General features: G+C 69.3%; 13 protein-coding genes. 10 read left to right on the top strand and 3 right to left on the bottom strand.

The window, feature by feature from the left end:
* Nucleotides 1–141 precede the first annotated feature (141 nt).
* Nucleotides 142–2,415, top strand: coding sequence for a TonB-dependent receptor (locus tag ACFONC_RS05950; protein ID WP_386742794.1), 2,274 nt, complete (start codon nt 142–144; stop codon nt 2,413–2,415).
* A 619-nt stretch (nt 2,416–3,034) separates the two neighbouring features.
* Nucleotides 3,035–6,358, top strand: a complete 3,324-nt coding sequence (locus tag ACFONC_RS05945; RefSeq protein ID WP_386742793.1) for a PAS-domain containing protein — start codon at nt 3,035–3,037, stop codon at nt 6,356–6,358.
* Nucleotides 6,359–6,474: 116 nt separating this feature from the next.
* On the opposite strand, the gene ACFONC_RS05940 is transcribed toward ACFONC_RS05945, so the two are convergent.
* A complete protein-coding gene (locus tag ACFONC_RS05940; protein ID WP_386742792.1) occupies nt 6,475–7,140 on the bottom strand; it encodes a response regulator transcription factor in 666 nt (221 codons plus the stop codon).
* Nucleotides 7,141–7,237: 97 nt separating this feature from the next.
* Between ACFONC_RS05940 and ACFONC_RS05935 the strand changes: the two genes are divergently transcribed.
* The 7 genes from ACFONC_RS05935 to ACFONC_RS05905 all read left to right on the top strand — a co-directional run bounded on the left by ACFONC_RS05935 (nt 7,238) and on the right by ACFONC_RS05905 (nt 13,753).
* Complete coding sequence (locus ACFONC_RS05935; RefSeq protein WP_386742791.1) at nt 7,238–9,070, top strand: 3-hydroxybutyrate oligomer hydrolase family protein; 1,833 nt, start codon at nt 7,238–7,240, stop codon at nt 9,068–9,070.
* Between the two features lie 339 nt (nt 9,071–9,409).
* Nucleotides 9,410–10,030, top strand: coding sequence for a CDP-alcohol phosphatidyltransferase family protein (locus ACFONC_RS05930; protein ID WP_386742790.1), 621 nt, complete (start codon nt 9,410–9,412; stop codon nt 10,028–10,030).
* Nucleotides 10,031–10,119: 89 nt separating this feature from the next.
* Complete coding sequence (gene phaE, locus ACFONC_RS05925; RefSeq protein WP_386742789.1) at nt 10,120–11,142, top strand: class III poly(R)-hydroxyalkanoic acid synthase subunit PhaE; 1,023 nt, start codon at nt 10,120–10,122, stop codon at nt 11,140–11,142.
* Between the two features lies 1 nt (nt 11,143).
* Nucleotides 11,144–12,214 (top strand): class III poly(R)-hydroxyalkanoic acid synthase subunit PhaC, encoded by a 1,071-nt coding sequence (locus ACFONC_RS05920; protein WP_386742788.1) that lies wholly within the window; start codon nt 11,144–11,146, stop codon nt 12,212–12,214.
* Between the two features lie 85 nt (nt 12,215–12,299).
* A complete protein-coding gene (locus ACFONC_RS05915) occupies nt 12,300–12,500 on the top strand; it encodes a PspC domain-containing protein (RefSeq protein ID WP_386742787.1) in 201 nt (66 codons plus the stop codon).
* A 23-nt stretch (nt 12,501–12,523) separates the two neighbouring features.
* Nucleotides 12,524–12,961, top strand: a complete 438-nt coding sequence (locus ACFONC_RS05910) for a hypothetical protein (RefSeq protein ID WP_386742786.1) — start codon at nt 12,524–12,526, stop codon at nt 12,959–12,961.
* 375 nt (nt 12,962–13,336) lie between these two features.
* Complete coding sequence (locus tag ACFONC_RS05905) at nt 13,337–13,753, top strand: hypothetical protein (protein WP_386742785.1); 417 nt, start codon at nt 13,337–13,339, stop codon at nt 13,751–13,753.
* A 172-nt stretch (nt 13,754–13,925) separates the two neighbouring features.
* Here ACFONC_RS05905 and ACFONC_RS05900 read toward each other — a convergent pair whose 3' ends face one another.
* Nucleotides 13,926–14,747: an NRDE family protein gene (locus tag ACFONC_RS05900; protein WP_386742784.1), complete on the bottom strand. Its 822-nt coding sequence runs from the start codon at nt 14,745–14,747 to the stop codon at nt 13,926–13,928.
* Nucleotides 14,748–14,755: 8 nt separating this feature from the next.
* Nucleotides 14,756–15,124, bottom strand: coding sequence for an arsenate reductase (glutaredoxin) (arsC, locus tag ACFONC_RS05895; RefSeq protein ID WP_386742783.1), 369 nt, complete (start codon nt 15,122–15,124; stop codon nt 14,756–14,758).
* Nucleotides 15,125–15,301: 177 nt separating this feature from the next.
* Between arsC and ACFONC_RS05890 the strand changes: the two genes are divergently transcribed.
* Complete coding sequence (locus ACFONC_RS05890; RefSeq protein ID WP_386742782.1) at nt 15,302–15,658, top strand: DUF1428 domain-containing protein; 357 nt, start codon at nt 15,302–15,304, stop codon at nt 15,656–15,658.
* Nucleotides 15,659–15,669 lie beyond the last annotated feature (11 nt).

The following is a 15,669-nucleotide window of genomic DNA, read 5'->3' as shown; positions in this document are numbered from 1 at the left end:
CGTGGAGGGCGAGTGTCGCGGCGCATGGCCTGGCGGCCCATTGTCCGAAGGTACGATGCCGCACGCCGTGCGGCGGCCATAGCCTTGCGACCAATCTGCGGCGCATGCCGCGCGGCGTGCACCTTGAGGGAGAGAGATTCGATGAAGCGCAAGCACTTGAGCCTGGCGATCGGTTGCGTCCTGCTGTCACCGGCGGCCTGGGCACAGCAGCAGGCCGAGCCCGTGGAGCAGCAGGCGCAGGCCGCTGTCCCGGCCACCCAGGACAGCAGCGAGGCCCGCACGCTCGACGCGGTCACCGTGACCGCGCGCCGCCGCACCGAGTCGATCCAGGACGTCCCGGTCGCGGTCAGCGCCTTCAGCGAGGACGACCTGGCCAACCTGCAGGCCAGCGACGTCACCGGCCTGCAGGGCGCGGTGCCGAACCTCAACATGGTGCAGGGCCGCGGCTCGGCGAACAGCGTCAACGTCTTCATCCGCGGCATCGGCCAGCCCGACGCGCTGCAGACCTTCGACCCGGGCGTGGGCATGTACGTCGACGACGTGTACTACTCGCGCATCAACGGCGCGATGTTCTCGCTGTTCGACATCGGCCAGGTGGAAGTGCTGCGCGGCCCGCAGGGCACGCTGTACGGCAAGAACTCCACCGGCGGCGCGATCAAGCTCACCACGAAGAACCCGTTCGACAACCAGGGTGGTTCGGTGGAAATGCTGGTCGGCGACTACGGCCGCAACGAGGGCCGCTTCTACCTCAGCGGCAGCCTCAGCGACACCGTCGCGGCGAGCATCGCCGGCGCGTCGATCCGCAACGACGGCTACGTGCGCGATCCGGACACCGGCCGCCATTTCAACAACGAAGACACCAAGGCGCTGCGGGCCAAGGTGGCCTTCGCGCCGACCGACAGCTTCCGCGCCACCCTGTCGCTTGACCACACCGAACAGGACGTCGCCCTGACGCTCGGGCGGCCGATGGCGCCGCTGATCCAGACCGACCTGGCGCTCGGGCCGGTGGTGCTGCACCCGGGTTCCAGCGGCGACTGGGACTACCGCGCCCGCACCTCGTTCGACCCGCCGGGCCACGGCCAGACGCTGGAGCACACCGGCGGTTCGCTGTCGATGGAGTGGGACATCAACAGCCAGTGGCTGTTCAAGAGCATCAGCTCGTACCGCAAGCTCAAGACGCATTCGTTCATCGACATCGATGCGTCCGAGTACGAGCTTGGCGACGTGCTGGTGGCGATGAACCAGGACCAGGCCAGCCAGGAGTTCCAGCTGCAGTACGACAACGGCAGCAACCTGCATGGCATCTTCGGCGCCTACTACATGCGCGAGAACGTGCCGTCGCACCAGGAGGCGTATGCCGACGACCTGTTTGCGCTTGCCGGCATGCCGATCGACTTCCTGCGCACGATCGACGACGACCTGACCACGACCAGCGTGGCCGCGTTCGCCCACGTCAACTGGGAGTTCGTGCCGACCTGGACGCTGGCTGCCGGCGTGCGCTGGACACGCGACAAGAAGGAATACGATCGCAGCACCAGCACGTTCTGGGGCGCCCCGTTCGGCGCGCTCAATGAGACCGTCGCCTTCAGCGCCGAACACGACTGGACCGCCGTCACCCCGTCGGTGAGCCTGCAGAAGGCGTTCAGCGACAACGTGATGGGTTACGTGTCGGCCAACCGCGGATTCAAGTCGGGCGGCTTCAACGGGCGGGCCAACACGGTGTACGACACGCAGCATGCCGAGTTCGATCCCGAGTACGTGTGGACCTACGAGATCGGCCTGAAGGCAAGCTCCGCCGACAACCGCCTGCGCGGCAGCGTGGCGGCGTTCAAGAGCGACTACAGCGACTTCCAGGCGCGCGTGTCCCAGGACGTGGGTACGTTCCCGGTGCTCAACGCGGCCGAGCTGGACATCCAGGGCATCGAGTTCGAAGGCAGCGCGCTGCTGGGCGAGGCCACCATGCTCAGCGCGCAGGTGGGCTGGCTGGATGCGGACTACGCGCGCTTCGACGATTTCCGCCTCGACCCGACCTACCCGGGCTACGACCCGAACCTCAACCACGACCACGTGCCGTTCTCGCCCAAGGTCACCGCGCGGGTGGCACTGCAGCAGGGCTTCAGCCTCGGTGACGCCGGTTCGCTGACCATCGGCGGCGACGTGTCCTACCGCGACAAGACCTGGCTGTCGGTGGACAACCGCGACGTGCTCAGCCAGGGGGCCTACACCCTGGTCGGCCTGTACGGCGTGTGGGATTCGCCGCAGTACAGCTGGCAGGTGCGCGCCGGCGTGCGCAACCTGACCGACGAGAACTACAAGACCGAGGGCCAGGAGTTCGCCAGCGTCGGCAACATCCAGACCGCGTACTACGGCCTGCCGCGCAACTGGTATGTGTCGCTGCGGTACAACTTCTTCTGAGTTCGATGGGTGCATGGGAATCAACGGCGGGCTTCGGCCCGCCGTTTTTTTTACCTCGAGCCGGTGCCCTCGCAGGAGCGGCGGAAGCCGCGAGCGCTTGCTCTTGGCCCGAAGGCAGGGGGAGGCTGGGAGGGGGTTGCGTCGGCGCAGGTGCAACTGGACGCAGGCATCGCTCGCGCCCACGCAACCCCTCCCCAACCCTCCCCTGCCTTCGCAGGGGAGGGAGCAAGAGCTCGTGGCTTCCGCCGCTCCTGCGAGGGCAACAGAAGGTCGCGGGAGTTTGCGTAGGTCGGGGTCACGCCCCCGACGGCTCTTGATCGTTGGTTGTTTGAAGAAGTATCGACAGCGAATCACCGACGCGTCGTCCCGACCGGGGTATGCGGATAGCAGGCCATGGATGGCCTGCGGCGGCGAGTCAGGCATGGATGCCTGACCGAGCCGGGGAGCATGCCCCGGCCGGGACGCCGCTGCCTCCGAAGCCCGTGAACAGGCTGTTTGCCTATGCAGATGCAGGGCTTGATCGGTCGCGAAGATCAATGCCGGCGGATATGCTCAGCCGTGACGGGGGAGCGCGCTTGGACCACTGCCTGACATCGCCGGCAACACCAGGACCGCGCCGATGCTGAGCATCGGCGTCGTGGTGCTGGCCGCGGTGCTGTGGCTGGGGGTGATGTTCGGCACCGCGCTGTACGGCGAGCGCCATCCTGCGGTGCTGGCGCGGCACTGGCGACACGTGTACGCGCTGTCGCTGGCGGTGCACTGCACGTCGTGGTCGTTCTACGGCACGGTCACCCAGGCCGCCCGCTACGGCTGGCCGCTGCCACCGACCTTCCTCGGTGCGATCGCCTTCTACGCGCTCGCCGTGGCCTTCATGGTCCGCCTGGTGCGGCTGGCGCGAGAGACCAACGCGACCTCGCTTGCCGACCTGATCGCCACGCGCCTGGGCAAGGACGCGTGGCTGGCTGCGGTGGTGACGCTGGTCGCCGCACTCGGCCTCATCCCCTACATCGCGCTGCAGCTCAAGGCGGTGACGATGAGCTTCGTCACCCTGACCGGCGACGGTGCGCGCGGCGACGTGTCGCTGTGGCGCGACGGCTCGCTGTACGTGGCACTGGCGATGGCGCTGTTCGCGATGCTGTTCGGCACCCGGCGCGCGAGTGCGGTCGAGCACAACCGCGGGTTGGTGCTGGCGATCGCGTTCGAGTCGATGTTCAAGCTGGTGGCGATGCTGGCGCTGGGCGCGTTCGTCTGGTTCGGGCTGGGTGCGCTGCCGGAGGCGCCGCCGCCGATCTCGCAGCAGACGACCGACGGTTTCGCGCCGCTGGTGCTGCTGGGCGCGCTGGCGATGTTCATCCTGCCGCACCAGTTCCACGTCGGCGTCGTCGAATGCCGTGACGAGGGCGACGTGCGCACCGCGCGCTGGCAGTTCCCGCTGTACCTGCTGCTGATCGCGCTGCCGGCGCTGCCACTGGCGCGCGCGGGCACCGCGCTGCTCGGCGACAGCGTGCCGTCGGACATGTACGCGCTGGCGCTGCCGTTCTCGCGTGGCCATGAAGGTGTCGCGCTGTTCGCTTTCCTCGGTGGCCTGAGTGCTGCCACCGGCATGGTGGTGGTGAGCACGCTGACGCTGAGCCTGATGATCGGCAACCACTGGTTCGCGCCGGGCCTGCTGCGCGGGGCGTGGTCGCACGGCGGCGACGACGGCGACCGGCGCGGCGACGTGCTGCTGCTGCGGCGCGTGGGCATCGCCGCGACCATGCTGCTGGCCTGGGCCTACAGCCGCCAGATCGCCGGCAGCGACGCGCTGGCGGACGTGGGCGCGGTGTCGTTTTCGGCACTGGCGACGCTGGTGCCGGCGCTGGCGTTCGCGGTGTGGCGGCCGCAGACGCCGGCGCGCGCGGCGACCGTCGGCATCGTCGTCGCCTTCGCGGTGTGGGCCTGGGTGATGCTGGTGCCGATGTGGGTAGCGGCGACCGGCGGCGACGCGGGCTGGCTGCAGCGCGGGCCGCTGGGCATGGCGTGGCTGTCGCCCGATGGACTGTTTGGCCTGACGGGCTGGAGCCGGCTCGGGCGCGCTGTGGGCGCGAGCCTGTTCTTCGGCACGCTGGCGACGACCCTGGCGGCGACGGTGCGCGTGGCGCCCGATCGCCACGCCACGCGCGGCTCGGACCTGCGCACGTTGCGCGGCGCGGGGCGGCGCTTCCTGCCGGCGCGCAGCGTCGACGAGCTGCTGGCCGGTGCGCCTGCAGCCGGGCCGGTGCCGGCGCGCATCGAAGCGCGGCTCGAACGCGAGTTGGCCGCGGTGCTCGGCAGCGCCTCGGCGCGACTGCTGCTCGATGCCGCGCGCCGCCAGGCGGGGCCGGATCTGGACACCGTCGCCGCGATCGTCGGCGAGGCCTCGCAGGACCTGCGCTTCAACCAGCGCGTGCTCGAAGGCGCGCTGGAGAACATGAGCCAGGGCATCAGCGTGGTCGACGCGCAGCTGCGGCTGGTGGCGTGGAACCGGCGCTACGCGGAGCTGTTCGATTTCCCGCCGCAGCTGCTGCAGATCGGCCGCCCGATCGCCGACCTCAGTCGCTGGGCGCTGTCCCGGCTGCCGCCCGGCGGCGACCTCGAAGCTGCGCTGCAGCGGCGCCTGGCCTTCATGCGCGCGGGCAGCCCGCACCTGACCGAGCGGGTGATGCCCGACGGCAGCATCGTCGAGATCCGTGGCAACCCGATGCCCGGCGGTGGCTTTGTCGCCACCTACACCGACGTCACCGATTTCCGCAGCGTCGAGCGTGGCCTGCGCCAGGCCAACGAGACGCTGGAGCAGCGCGTCGGCGAACGCACCGCGCTGCTCGAATCGGCCAAGCGCGAGGCCGAGCACGCCAACGATGCGAAGAGCCGCTTCCTCACCGCGATCGGCCACGACCTGATGCAGCCGCTGCACGCGGCGCATCTGTTCACCGACACGCTCTCGCAGCAGATCGCCAATCCCGCGCAGCGCGAGGCGGTGCGCCAGGTGCGCGGCGCGCTGGACTCCACTACTGATCTGTTGACCGGGCTGTTCGACATGTCGCGCCTGGAAGCCGGCGGGCTGGTGCCGCAGCCGCGCGAGTTTCCGCTGGCCGAAGTGCTGGAGCCGCTGGCCTCGGAGTTCCGCGCGCTGGCCGCCGAGCGCGGCCTGCAGTTCGACTGCGTGCCGACGGCCGCCTGGGTGCGTAGCGACCCGCAACTGCTGCGCCGGGTGCTGCAGAATTTCCTCGCCAACGCGGTGCGCTATACGGCAAGTGGCGGCGTCCTGCTCGGCGTGCGCCGCGCCGGCGACGCGCTGCGGATCGAGGTGCACGACACAGGCCCGGGCATCGAGCCGGCGCAGCAGGCGGCGATCTTCGAGGAGTTCCGGCGCGGCGACGGTGCGGCCGGGCAGGGCCTGGGGCTGGGCTTGGCGATCGCCGACCGTATTGCGCAACTGCTGCAGGCGCCGCTGACGCTGCGCAGTCGCGTTGGCCACGGGACGGTGTTCGCGCTGGCGGTGCCGCGCGCCGCGACGCGTGAGCCTGCGGCGGGCGGTGCGAAGAAGGGCATTGCCGGCATCCGCGTGCTGATCGTCGACAACGAACCGGCGGCGCTGCAGTCGCTGCGCGCGCTGCTGGAGGGGTGGGGCTGCGAGGTCGACGCGGCGGTCGATGGCGACGCCGCGGAAGCGGCGATGGCGGCGAACGATGCCTCGCTGTGGCTGTTCGACTATCACCTCGACGACGGAGACACCGGAGCGGCGCTGCATGCGAGGCTGGCGAGGCGCTTCGGTGCGCAGCCTGCGCTGATCCTCAGCGCCGACGGCAGTGACGCGGTCCGCCGCGCCGTGCACGAAGCCGGCCTGCCACTGCTGTCCAAGCCGCTCAAGCCGCTGGCGCTCAAGTCCGTCCTCGACCGCCTGCTTGCCGCCCGCGCCGCGTAGGTCGGGGCTACGCCCCCGACACCCGCGAGCGCTCCGGAGGTGATGCACGTGCGATCGGATGCCGGATGTGCGTGGGGTGATTCATGGCCGCGGGGTGTCGGGGGCGTAGCCCCGACCTACGGCTCCAGGTGGCGCGCCGGGTCGCTGAGTTCGAGTTCGCGCAGCACCACGCCGGCCTGGGTGCGGTTGCGTACGCCGAGGCGGTCGAAGATCGCGGACAGGTGCGCCTTCACCGTGCGTTCCTGCACGTCGAGGCGGTCGGCGATCTGCTTGTTGAGCAGGCCTTCGGCGACCAGCACAAGCACCCGGAACTGCTGCGGCGACAGGCTGGCCAACCGCGCAGCCAGGGCGCTGTCGTCGGCCGAGGACTGCGCCCGCGTCACCGCCGCGCGCAGCGACGTCGGTAGCCACTGTTCGCAGGCCATCACGCTGCGGATCGCGTCGCGCAGGTCGTCCAGCCCCGCGCTCTTGGGCAGGTAGCCGGCGGCGCCGTGGTCGAGTGCGCGCCGCACCACGCGCGGGTCGTCGTTGGCCGAGACCACGATCACCGCCACGCCCGGATACTGCGCGCGGATCGCGGCCAGCCCGGCCAGGCCATGGTTGCCGGGCATGTGCAGGTCGAGCAGGACCAGGTCGATCCCCGGTTCGACGTCGAGCGCGGCCAGCACGCTTTCCAGCGAGTCGGCCTCGCGCACCTGCAGCGCGTCCATGGCGTCGGCCGCGGCCTGGCGCAGGGCGGCGCGGAACAGCGGGTGGTCGTCGGCGATCAGCAGCGTGGGCATTGCTGCGATTCTCGCAGGAATCCGGGCGCCGGCGGGCCGCCGCGCACTGGTACCAAAGTACGATGATCCCAACGCCAGGGCTTGCTACTGTCGCGGCATGATCAGGATTCCTGCGAATGCCGCCACCGCCCTGTCCCTCGCCCTGCTGCTCGGCGCCTGCGCCAGCGGCCCCCAGCGCAGCGCCACGGAGGCTCCGATGTTCACGTCCGAACGCAGCAGCGACCACCGCGGCAGCGACGACCTGCTGACCGCCGGCCTCGGCCTCGACGGCCTGCGCGCGATGGTGCCGCCGGCGTTCGCCGATGCCGCGCATCCCACCGCCGCCGAGTTGCGTCGCCGCGCGATCTGGAGCAACTGGCGCGGCATTGCCGACCTCGCTCCGGGTGGCGGCTACGGCACGTTGTACGGCACCACGGTTGCAGTTCCGGGGCGCGAGTTCTCGGCGCTGGTGAAGGTGGAGGGCGCGAGCCAGCCGCACCGGGTGCTGGTGCAGGTGCCGGATGCGTTCGACGCGTCGCGCCGCTGCGTCGTGGTTGCGCCGGCATCCGGTTCGCGCGGCGTGTACGGCGCGATTTCCATCGCTGGTGCGTGGGGACTGCCGAAGGGGTGCGCGGTCGCCTACACCGACAAGGGCGCGGGCACCGACTATTTCGATCTCGACGCGCAGGTCGGCGTGCGTGCCGACGGCACCACCGGTGCGCTCGGCGATGGCGAGCTGGCTTTCGAACCGGATGCGCCGGTCGCTGCCAGCGGCGTGGCGGTCAAGCACGCACACTCAAAGGACAACCCGGAGGCCGACTGGGGCCGGCACGTGAAGCAGGCGGCGCAGTTCGCGCTGCATGCGCTGGACGAAGCCGTGCCGGATGCCGCGCCGTTCACCTTCGACAACACGCGGGTGATCGCGGTCGGCATCTCCAACGGCGGCGGCGCGGTGCTGCGCGCGGCCGAACTGGACGGCGACTGGCTGGACGCGGTGGTCGCGGGCGAACCGAACGTGTTCGTCGAGGGCGGGCGCCCGCTCTACGACTTCGCCACCGAGGCCGCGCTGCTACAGCCCTGCGCGCTGCTGCACCTGGCGCCGGAATCGATGGCGCAGCCGCCGATGCGCGCGCAGGTCGAGCCGCTGTGGGCGCTGCGCTGCGCGTCGCTGAAGGCGGCGGGGCTGGTCAGCGGCGACAGCGTCGCCGAGCAGGCGAAGTCGGCGTACGACACGATGCGTGCCAACGGTTGGACCGACGAGGCGCAGCGTTCGGGCGCGGCGTCGAGCGGCTTCGACCTGTGGCGCTCGGTGGCGGTGACCTACGCCTCGGCGTACGGCCGCTACGGCGTTGGCGAGCATCCCTGCGGCTACGGCTTCTCCGCGCAGAACGCTGACTTCAGCACGCGTGCAGCGACCGCCGAAGAGCGCGCCGCATGGTGGCCGGACGCGGCCGGCATCCCGCCGGGCAACGGCGTCGGCATCATCGACAGCAAGGTCGTGCCGCCGGATCTCACCCTGCCGGGCCTGCAGTGCCTGCGCGCGCTGTGGGACGGGCAGGGCGGCGACGCAGACCGCGTGCGCCAGGGCATTGCCGAAACCCGCGCCTCGCTGCCGCGCGAAGGGTTGCCGGTGATTGTGGTTCACGGCCTAGACGACGGCCTGATCCCGCCCGCCTTCAGCAGTGCGCCCTACGTGGCCGCGGCGCAGGCCGCCGGCCGCGAGGTGCGCTACTGGCAGGTGGAGAACGCCGAACATTTCGACGCCTTCCTGGGTTTCCCCGACTATGCCGCGCGCTACGTGCCGTCGCTGCCGTACGTGTACGCCGCGCTGGACCGGGTTGATGCATACCTCGACGGTAATGCGCCGTTGCCGGCGGACGCAGTGATCGCCACCACGCCGCGCGGCGCGGGCAAGGCGCTGGAGGCGGCGAACCTGGCGATCCCTCGGTAATCTGGCTCCGCGCGAGTCCCTGTAGGAGCAGCGGAAGCCGCGAGCTTTCAGTTCCCTCCCCTGCGAAGGCAGGGGGTGAGGAGGTGCGCTTGCGAGCCATCGGCTCGCGCGCCGACGAACGACCGCCAGCTGCGCTGGCGGGCCGGACGGGTTGGGGAGGGGTGTCTTCGGGATCGCTGTGAACCGTGACAACCCCCTCCCAGCCTCCCCCTGCCTTCGCAGGGGGAGGGGCAAGAGCTCGCGGCTTCCGCCGCTCCTGCACGGGCTGGCAAGACGGCCTGCATCACGCCGCCACGCGGGATCTGGCAGCCTGTCGACTCCTTTGACCAGGAATCGACCATGCAGCGCCCCCGCCATTTCTCGATGCTGCGCGAGTTCCAGCTCGCCGACTGGTTCACGCTGGCCAATGCGTTCTGCGGGACCGGCGCGATCTTCGCGGCGATGCGCTTCCTGCAGGAGGGTGTGGTCCGCGACCTGGTCGTGGGCATGGCGCTGATCCCGCTGGCCTTCATCTTCGACGCCCTCGACGGGCGCATCGCGCGCTGGCGCAAGGTCGCCTCCACGCTGGGGCGCGAGCTGGACTCGCTGGCCGACGTGATCTCGTTCGGCGTCGCTCCTGCGGCGCTGGGCTACGCCTGCGGCCTGCAGGGCGGCTGGGACTGGGTGGTGCTGAGCTACTTCGTCGGCTGCGGCGTCAGCCGGCTGGCGCGCTACAACGTCACCGCCGAGACCCTGGCCGACGGCGGCGACAAGGTGAAGTACTTCGAGGGCACGCCGATCCCGACCAGCCTGGCGATCGTCATCCTGCTTGGCGTGGCCGCATACGTGGGCCGCATCGGCGGCGACCTGTGGTTCGGGGTATGGCAGGTCGGTCCGTGGCAGCTGCATCCGCTGGTGCTGGTGTACGCGCTGTCGGGAACGCTGATGATCAGCAAGACCCTGCGGATCCCCAAGCCCTGAACCGCCGAAACGGTCATCGTTGCGTTGCTATGATCGTGGCCTGATCCGGGAGGAAGGTGATGCGCGACAGCGGGCAGGGTGGAGGAGCGATGCCAGGCGATTTCGAGGCCCTGGCACGCCAGTACTGGAATGCCTGGGGCGACGCCCTGCGCAGTGCGTCGCCGGGCGCCGGGCAGGCGGGCACGCAGCCGTGGCAGGCAGCGCTGGACTGGTGGAGTCGTGCCGCGCAGGGGAGCCCCTCCGGAGGCAACGACACGTTCGAACGCTTCAATGCGCAGGCGGGGCAGTGGTTCGGGCAGATGCAGCAGGTTGCCGCGCAGTTTGGCGGCGGGCAGGCCAGCGCGGCCGAGGTCGCCGCGGCGTGGAAGCGGGCGATGGAGTCGGCCGGCGGCAATCCCTTCGCCGACCTGATGCGCGGCATGCGCGGGCCGGGGCTGCAGGGTTTCGAGCAGTGGTTCGAACAGGCCCGACCGTACCTGGACGGCCTGCGGGGTGAAGCCCTGTCATGGCTGCGCACGCCGACGTTCGGCTTCGCCCGCGAGCACCAGGAACGCTGGCAGCGGCTGGCACTGGCGATGGCCGACTACCAGCAGTGCACGCAGGCATACGACGCGCTGATGCAGGAAGCCACGCGTGATGCTTTCGCGATCTTCGAGGACAAGCTCGCCGAGCGCGAGGAACCGGGGCGGCAGATCCAGTCGGCGCGGGCGCTGTTCGACCTGTGGGTGGACGCAGCCGAGGACGCCTACGCGAAGATCGCGCTGTCGCACGGGTTCCGCGAGGTCTACGGCAAGCTGGTCGATGCGCAGATGCGCCTGCGCGGCGGCGTGCAGCGCGAGGTGGAGCAGGCCAGCGCGCTGTTCGGCATGCCCACGCGAACCGAGCTCGATGGCGCGCATCGCAAGATCGTGGAGCTGGAGCGGCAGGTGCGGCGTTTGCGTGACGGCATCGGGAGCGCACAAACCAGCCCCGCCGCGAAAAGGCCTTCGGCAAGGAAACCCGCGGCAAAGAAGGCTGTTGCGAACAAGCCTGCTGCGAAGAAATCCGTCGCGAAGAAGCCAGCGGCGGTGAAGAAGCAAGCCGCCACGAAGACCGCGAAGGGGAAGCGCTGACATGACCGGACCGCTCGACATCACCCCGGATCGCCTCGCGGCCGAAGCCGCCGCATTCCAGCGGAAACTCGTCGCCGGCCTGGACACGCTGCGCGATGTCGACGACGTCGACTACGGCGCGACCGAAAAGGAAGAAGTCTGGCGCGACGGCAAGGTCGTGCTGTATCGCTACAAGGGCGAAGGCAAGCCCACCGCGAAGGTGCCGCTGCTGATCAGCTACGCGCTGGTCAACCGCCCGTACATGGTCGACCTGCAGGCGGACAAGTCGATCGTGCGCAACCTGTTGGCGCGCGGCGAGGACGTCTACATCATCGACTGGGGCTACGCCGATCGTTCCGATCGTTTCCTTACGCTCGAGGACTACATCGAGCGCTTCCTCGGCGGCGCCGTCGACCATCTGCGCGACGCACACGGCCTGGACGCGATCAACCTGCTCGGCATCTGCCAGGGCGGCGCGTTCTCGCTGTGCTATGCATCGCTGCATCCGGACAAGGTGCGCAACCTGGTCACGATGGTGACGCCGGTTGACTTCCACACCGACGACAACATGCTGTCGAACTGGACCCGCGGCATGGACGTGGACCTGTTCGTCGACACGCTCGGCAACGTGCCGGCCGACCTGATGAACCTGTGCTACCTGACGCTCAAGCCGTGGCGGCTGTTCGCGCAGAAGTACGTCGGGCTGGTCGACATCCTTGACGACAAGCGCAAGGTCGAGGATTTCCTGCGCATGGAGAAGTGGATCTTCGATTCGCCCGGCCAGGCCGGCGAGGCGTTCCGGCAGTTCGTCAAGCAGTTCTACCAGGCCAACGGTTTCGTCAACGGCGGCATCGTGATCGGCGACCGTGAGGTGCACCTCGGCCTGGTCGAGATGCCGGTGCTCAACATCTACGCCGAACAGGATCACCTGGTGCCGCCGGCGGCGTCGAAGCGGCTGAAGGAGCTGGTCGGCAGCAAGGACTATTCGGAACTGTCGTTCCGCGGCGGCCACATCGGCATCTACGTCTCCGGCCGCGCGCAGAAGGAAGTGCCCGGCACCATCCATGAATGGCTGGCAAGGCGTTCAGGCTGAAGGTTCCGCCGGGCACGTCCGTGTCGACGCCGCTTAACGCAAGCCAGGCTAGACTCGCTTTCGTCCTCCCAGCGCCTTCCCGACGATGAGCGAACCGAAACCCTTTGCCCGATCGATCAACGACCGCGTCCTGGCCGGCGTCGTCGGTGGCATCGCCCATCGCTATGGCTGGAACTCGACGCTGCTGCGGGCGATCTATGTCATCGTGTCCGTCGCGTCGGCCGCTTTCCCCGGCATCCTGGTGTACCTGATCCTGTGGCTGCTGATGCCCGAAGGCAACGATTGAACGCAGCGCATGCCGAGCCTGGCATGCCGCGCATCGTGCTGCGCGCCCTGCAATTGCTGGGAGTGGCGTGGACGCTGCCCAACACCGTCGCCGGGTTGCTGCTTGGCTTGATCGGCCTGCCATTCGGTGCGCACGTGCACGTGCGCGGACGCGAGCTTGCGATTGTCTTCCACGACTGGCCATGGGGACCTGGTGGCGCGATCACGCTGGGCAACGTGATCCTGCATACGGGCGAATCGCTCGACTCGCCGTGCATGACCTACGCACACAACGCAGGCCACGCGAACGAGCCGTCGATCGTACTTGCCGATCACGAGCGCGCGCACGTCTACCAGTACATGGTGCTCGGCCCGTTGTTCCTGCCGCTGTACCTGCTGTGCGGCGGCATCAGTGCGCGCAACCGCTTCGAGCGCGCGGCCGATCGCTATGCAGGCCTAGGGCATGGATGGTGGCCGTGGTGAACGCCACGCATCGCGCCTGGCGACGTGCCGACGACGTGCCGACGAACGGTCGGCCTGTTTTACATCCTGCTAACGGCCATCGCGATAACCTGCTTGCGTCGAAGAAAAAGCGGAAGGCGAAAGCCGGAAGCAATCGCTTCGGCAACAGAAGGCTCAGCCGATCGGAGAAATCCGGAAGACTGGGCCTTCTACTTTTGTGCGTTGCAAACTCGCTGCCTCCCTTTGCGTTCAATCGCCTGCGCGCGATGCCGGAACCAATGCTGGAGGATGTGCCTGCAACTGCCCGCATCTTCTTCCGCCGATGTGAATGCGCCTGTCCAGGGCGTGCGCTAGGCTCTTGCCAGCGCACGCGCGGCGGGCGAGGGGAGGGCGGTGATGAACCTAGACGAGTTCCGGGCGCTGACACCATGGTCGTTCTTCCTGCCGATCGCGCTGGCGGTTGCGGTGGGCGTACTGGTCGCCAACGGACTGGGCGCGGTGCTGTTCGGAGGCAGCGACGTGGATGAGCCCACGGCCGACGCCACTGAAGCGGCTGCGGCAGACGAGAACGGCAAGGCGCCGGCCGCCGTTGAAGCTGGCTCCGTGCAGGCCACGGCCACTGCGAAGCAGCCTGCGCCGGCCAAACCACTGCCCACGCTCGAACCGGTGAGCCTGCCAGGTCCCAGCGGCGCCCGTCGCGACGGCGAAGTGCGCGCCTGCATCGGCGGCACGGTGGCCGTGCGCGCGGAGAACGGCTGGGAGCAGGAAGTGGTCAACGATGCGCCGGCGCGTTGTATTGCCAGCTCCAGCTAGGGAAACTCCGATTAATCGCTTCCGATCGTCATTCCCGCGAAAGCGGGACAAGCGCGAAGCGCGCAGAACGGCCGCAGGCCGGCCCGCAGGGCGAGCGAAGCAGTCATCCAGTGCCTTTGCGCTTCGCGGGCCTGAAGTCGCTGCGCCCACGCTTTCGCGGGGATGACAGGTGTTATCCCGGGCTTCTCCAAGGCCGGGCCTCGCCGGCCAGCGGGAGATTGACCACGCTCTCTCCCAGCTGCACCGCATCGGGCCCGAAGCGGCGCTCGGCGAACACGATTCCCTCCTCGCCGACCAGCACCACGCTGCTGCAGCGCGTGCCGTAGCGCGCATCGCGCACGAACGCCGGCGACAGCATCCGCTCCAGTTCAAGCCCGACGCCGGTATCGGGAAGCGCTTCATCCGGCGCGACACGGACATCCGCCAACGCATCGAGCAGCGGTGCCAGCGCATCGATATCGGGCATCGCCGGCGCCGACGCGGCAGGAGAGCGCAACCAGGCCTCCAGCGCCCGCGTCGCATGCGCGCTTTTCGGCCAGGGCGCATCGAACGCGCCGTTCGACATCGCATGCAGCCCGGGCTCCACCGTGAAGTTGGCAAACCCCGGGTGATTACTGGCGAACGCCAGGCCATCCCCGTCCCAGGCCAGCAGGTTGAAGCGCCCGAACTCGGCCGCCACCGGCGCGAGCGCCTGCAGGGACGCGCCGGCCAAGCTTTCACCGCGGACGAAATCGCGCACCAGCGCACCGCGCGAGCGCGGCGCGTCTTCGTGGGCGATGCCGGCGCGCACGTTGGTCACCGCAGCCAGCCGGCCGCGCGTGGAAACCTGCAGCCAGCCGCCGCCCTGGACGAGGTCACGCCCGCCGTAGACATCCGGCGCGTCCGGGTCGAAGCCTGCTGCCGCGGTCGGCCGCGCGTGGGCTTCGTCGCGGTTGGCGATCAGCGCCAGCGGGAAGCGCGGGTGCACGCGCCAGGCGAGGGCGATCAGGCACATCGTCCGGTTCAGCCCTTCGCAGGCAACAGCTCGAGCACGCTGTCCGCCGGCCGGCACAGGCGCGCGCCAAGCGGAGTCACCACGATTGGCCGGTTGATCAGGATCGGGTGCGCCAGCATCGCGTCGATCAGCGCGTCGTCGCCCAGGGCCGGGTCGTCGAGGCCGAGTTCGGCATAGGGTTCGGCCTTGGTCCGCAGCACCTCACGCACCGGCACGCCCATCTTGGCGATCAGGCCGGTAAGGGTGGCCCGGTCGGGCGGATCCTTGAGGTACTCGATCACCCGCGGCTCTATGCCGGCGTCGCGAATCAGGCCAAGCGTGGTGCGCGAAGTGCCGCAGGCGGGGTTGTGGTAGATGGTGATGTCGGGCGTCGCCATGGATTTTCGCCTCTCGTGGTCGGGGAGCAGGAGATAGTGTCGGACGGGATGGTGATGAATGCGAGCCGTCGTGGTCGAGAAGTGTCGATTTCCGCCCGCCACGCTCGTCGTCCAGTGGAATCCGGGCAATCCGGCGGTCATCGCCGGCACCCGCCAACCCGCAGAGAGGAGCCAAACATGAGTTACGTCGACGGTTTCGTAGTTCCCGTTCCGGAGCAGAACCTGGCTGCCTACCGCCGCCTGGCCCGCAAGGCCGGGGCGATCTGGAAGGAGTACGGTGCGCTGGAGTACGTCGAGTGCGTCGCCGATGACGTCCAGCCGGGCAAGCACACCTCGTTCCCGCAGAGCGTCAAGCTCAAGCCCGGCGAAGTCGTGGTGTTCTCCTGGATCGTCTACAAGTCGCGCGCGCAGCGTGACCGCATCAACAAGCAGGTGATGGCCGACCCGCGCCTCGCCGGGATGGACCCGAAGAGCATGCCGTTCGATGGCAAGCGCATGATCTGGGGCGGGTTCAAGACTTTCGTGGAACTGTAGGGAGGATAAGG

Source organism: Luteimonas soli, from assembly GCF_042648865.1.
Lineage (GTDB): Bacteria > Pseudomonadota > Gammaproteobacteria > Xanthomonadales > Xanthomonadaceae > Luteimonas > Luteimonas soli.
The sequence above is the reverse complement of the archived record's forward strand: the minus strand, read 5'-3'. Positions and strand labels throughout refer to the sequence as shown.

Coding starts and splice junctions, on each gene's coding strand:
- ACFONC_RS05950 (WP_386742794.1), top strand. CDS start 142: ATGAAGCGCAAGCACTTGAGCCTGGCGATCGGTTGCGTCCTGCTGTCA.
- ACFONC_RS05945 (WP_386742793.1), top strand. CDS start 3,035: ATGCTGAGCATCGGCGTCGTGGTGCTGGCCGCGGTGCTGTGGCTGGGG.
- ACFONC_RS05940 (WP_386742792.1), bottom strand. CDS start 7,140: ATGCCCACGCTGCTGATCGCCGACGACCACCCGCTGTTCCGCGCCGCC.
- ACFONC_RS05935 (WP_386742791.1), top strand. CDS start 7,238: ATGATCAGGATTCCTGCGAATGCCGCCACCGCCCTGTCCCTCGCCCTG.
- ACFONC_RS05930 (WP_386742790.1), top strand. CDS start 9,410: ATGCAGCGCCCCCGCCATTTCTCGATGCTGCGCGAGTTCCAGCTCGCC.
- phaE (WP_386742789.1), top strand. CDS start 10,120: ATGCCAGGCGATTTCGAGGCCCTGGCACGCCAGTACTGGAATGCCTGG.
- ACFONC_RS05920 (WP_386742788.1), top strand. CDS start 11,144: ATGACCGGACCGCTCGACATCACCCCGGATCGCCTCGCGGCCGAAGCC.
- ACFONC_RS05915 (WP_386742787.1), top strand. CDS start 12,300: ATGAGCGAACCGAAACCCTTTGCCCGATCGATCAACGACCGCGTCCTG.
- ACFONC_RS05910 (WP_386742786.1), top strand. CDS start 12,524: ATGCCGCGCATCGTGCTGCGCGCCCTGCAATTGCTGGGAGTGGCGTGG.
- ACFONC_RS05905 (WP_386742785.1), top strand. CDS start 13,337: ATGAACCTAGACGAGTTCCGGGCGCTGACACCATGGTCGTTCTTCCTG.
- ACFONC_RS05900 (WP_386742784.1), bottom strand. CDS start 14,747: ATGTGCCTGATCGCCCTCGCCTGGCGCGTGCACCCGCGCTTCCCGCTG.
- arsC (WP_386742783.1), bottom strand. CDS start 15,124: ATGGCGACGCCCGACATCACCATCTACCACAACCCCGCCTGCGGCACT.
- ACFONC_RS05890 (WP_386742782.1), top strand. CDS start 15,302: ATGAGTTACGTCGACGGTTTCGTAGTTCCCGTTCCGGAGCAGAACCTG.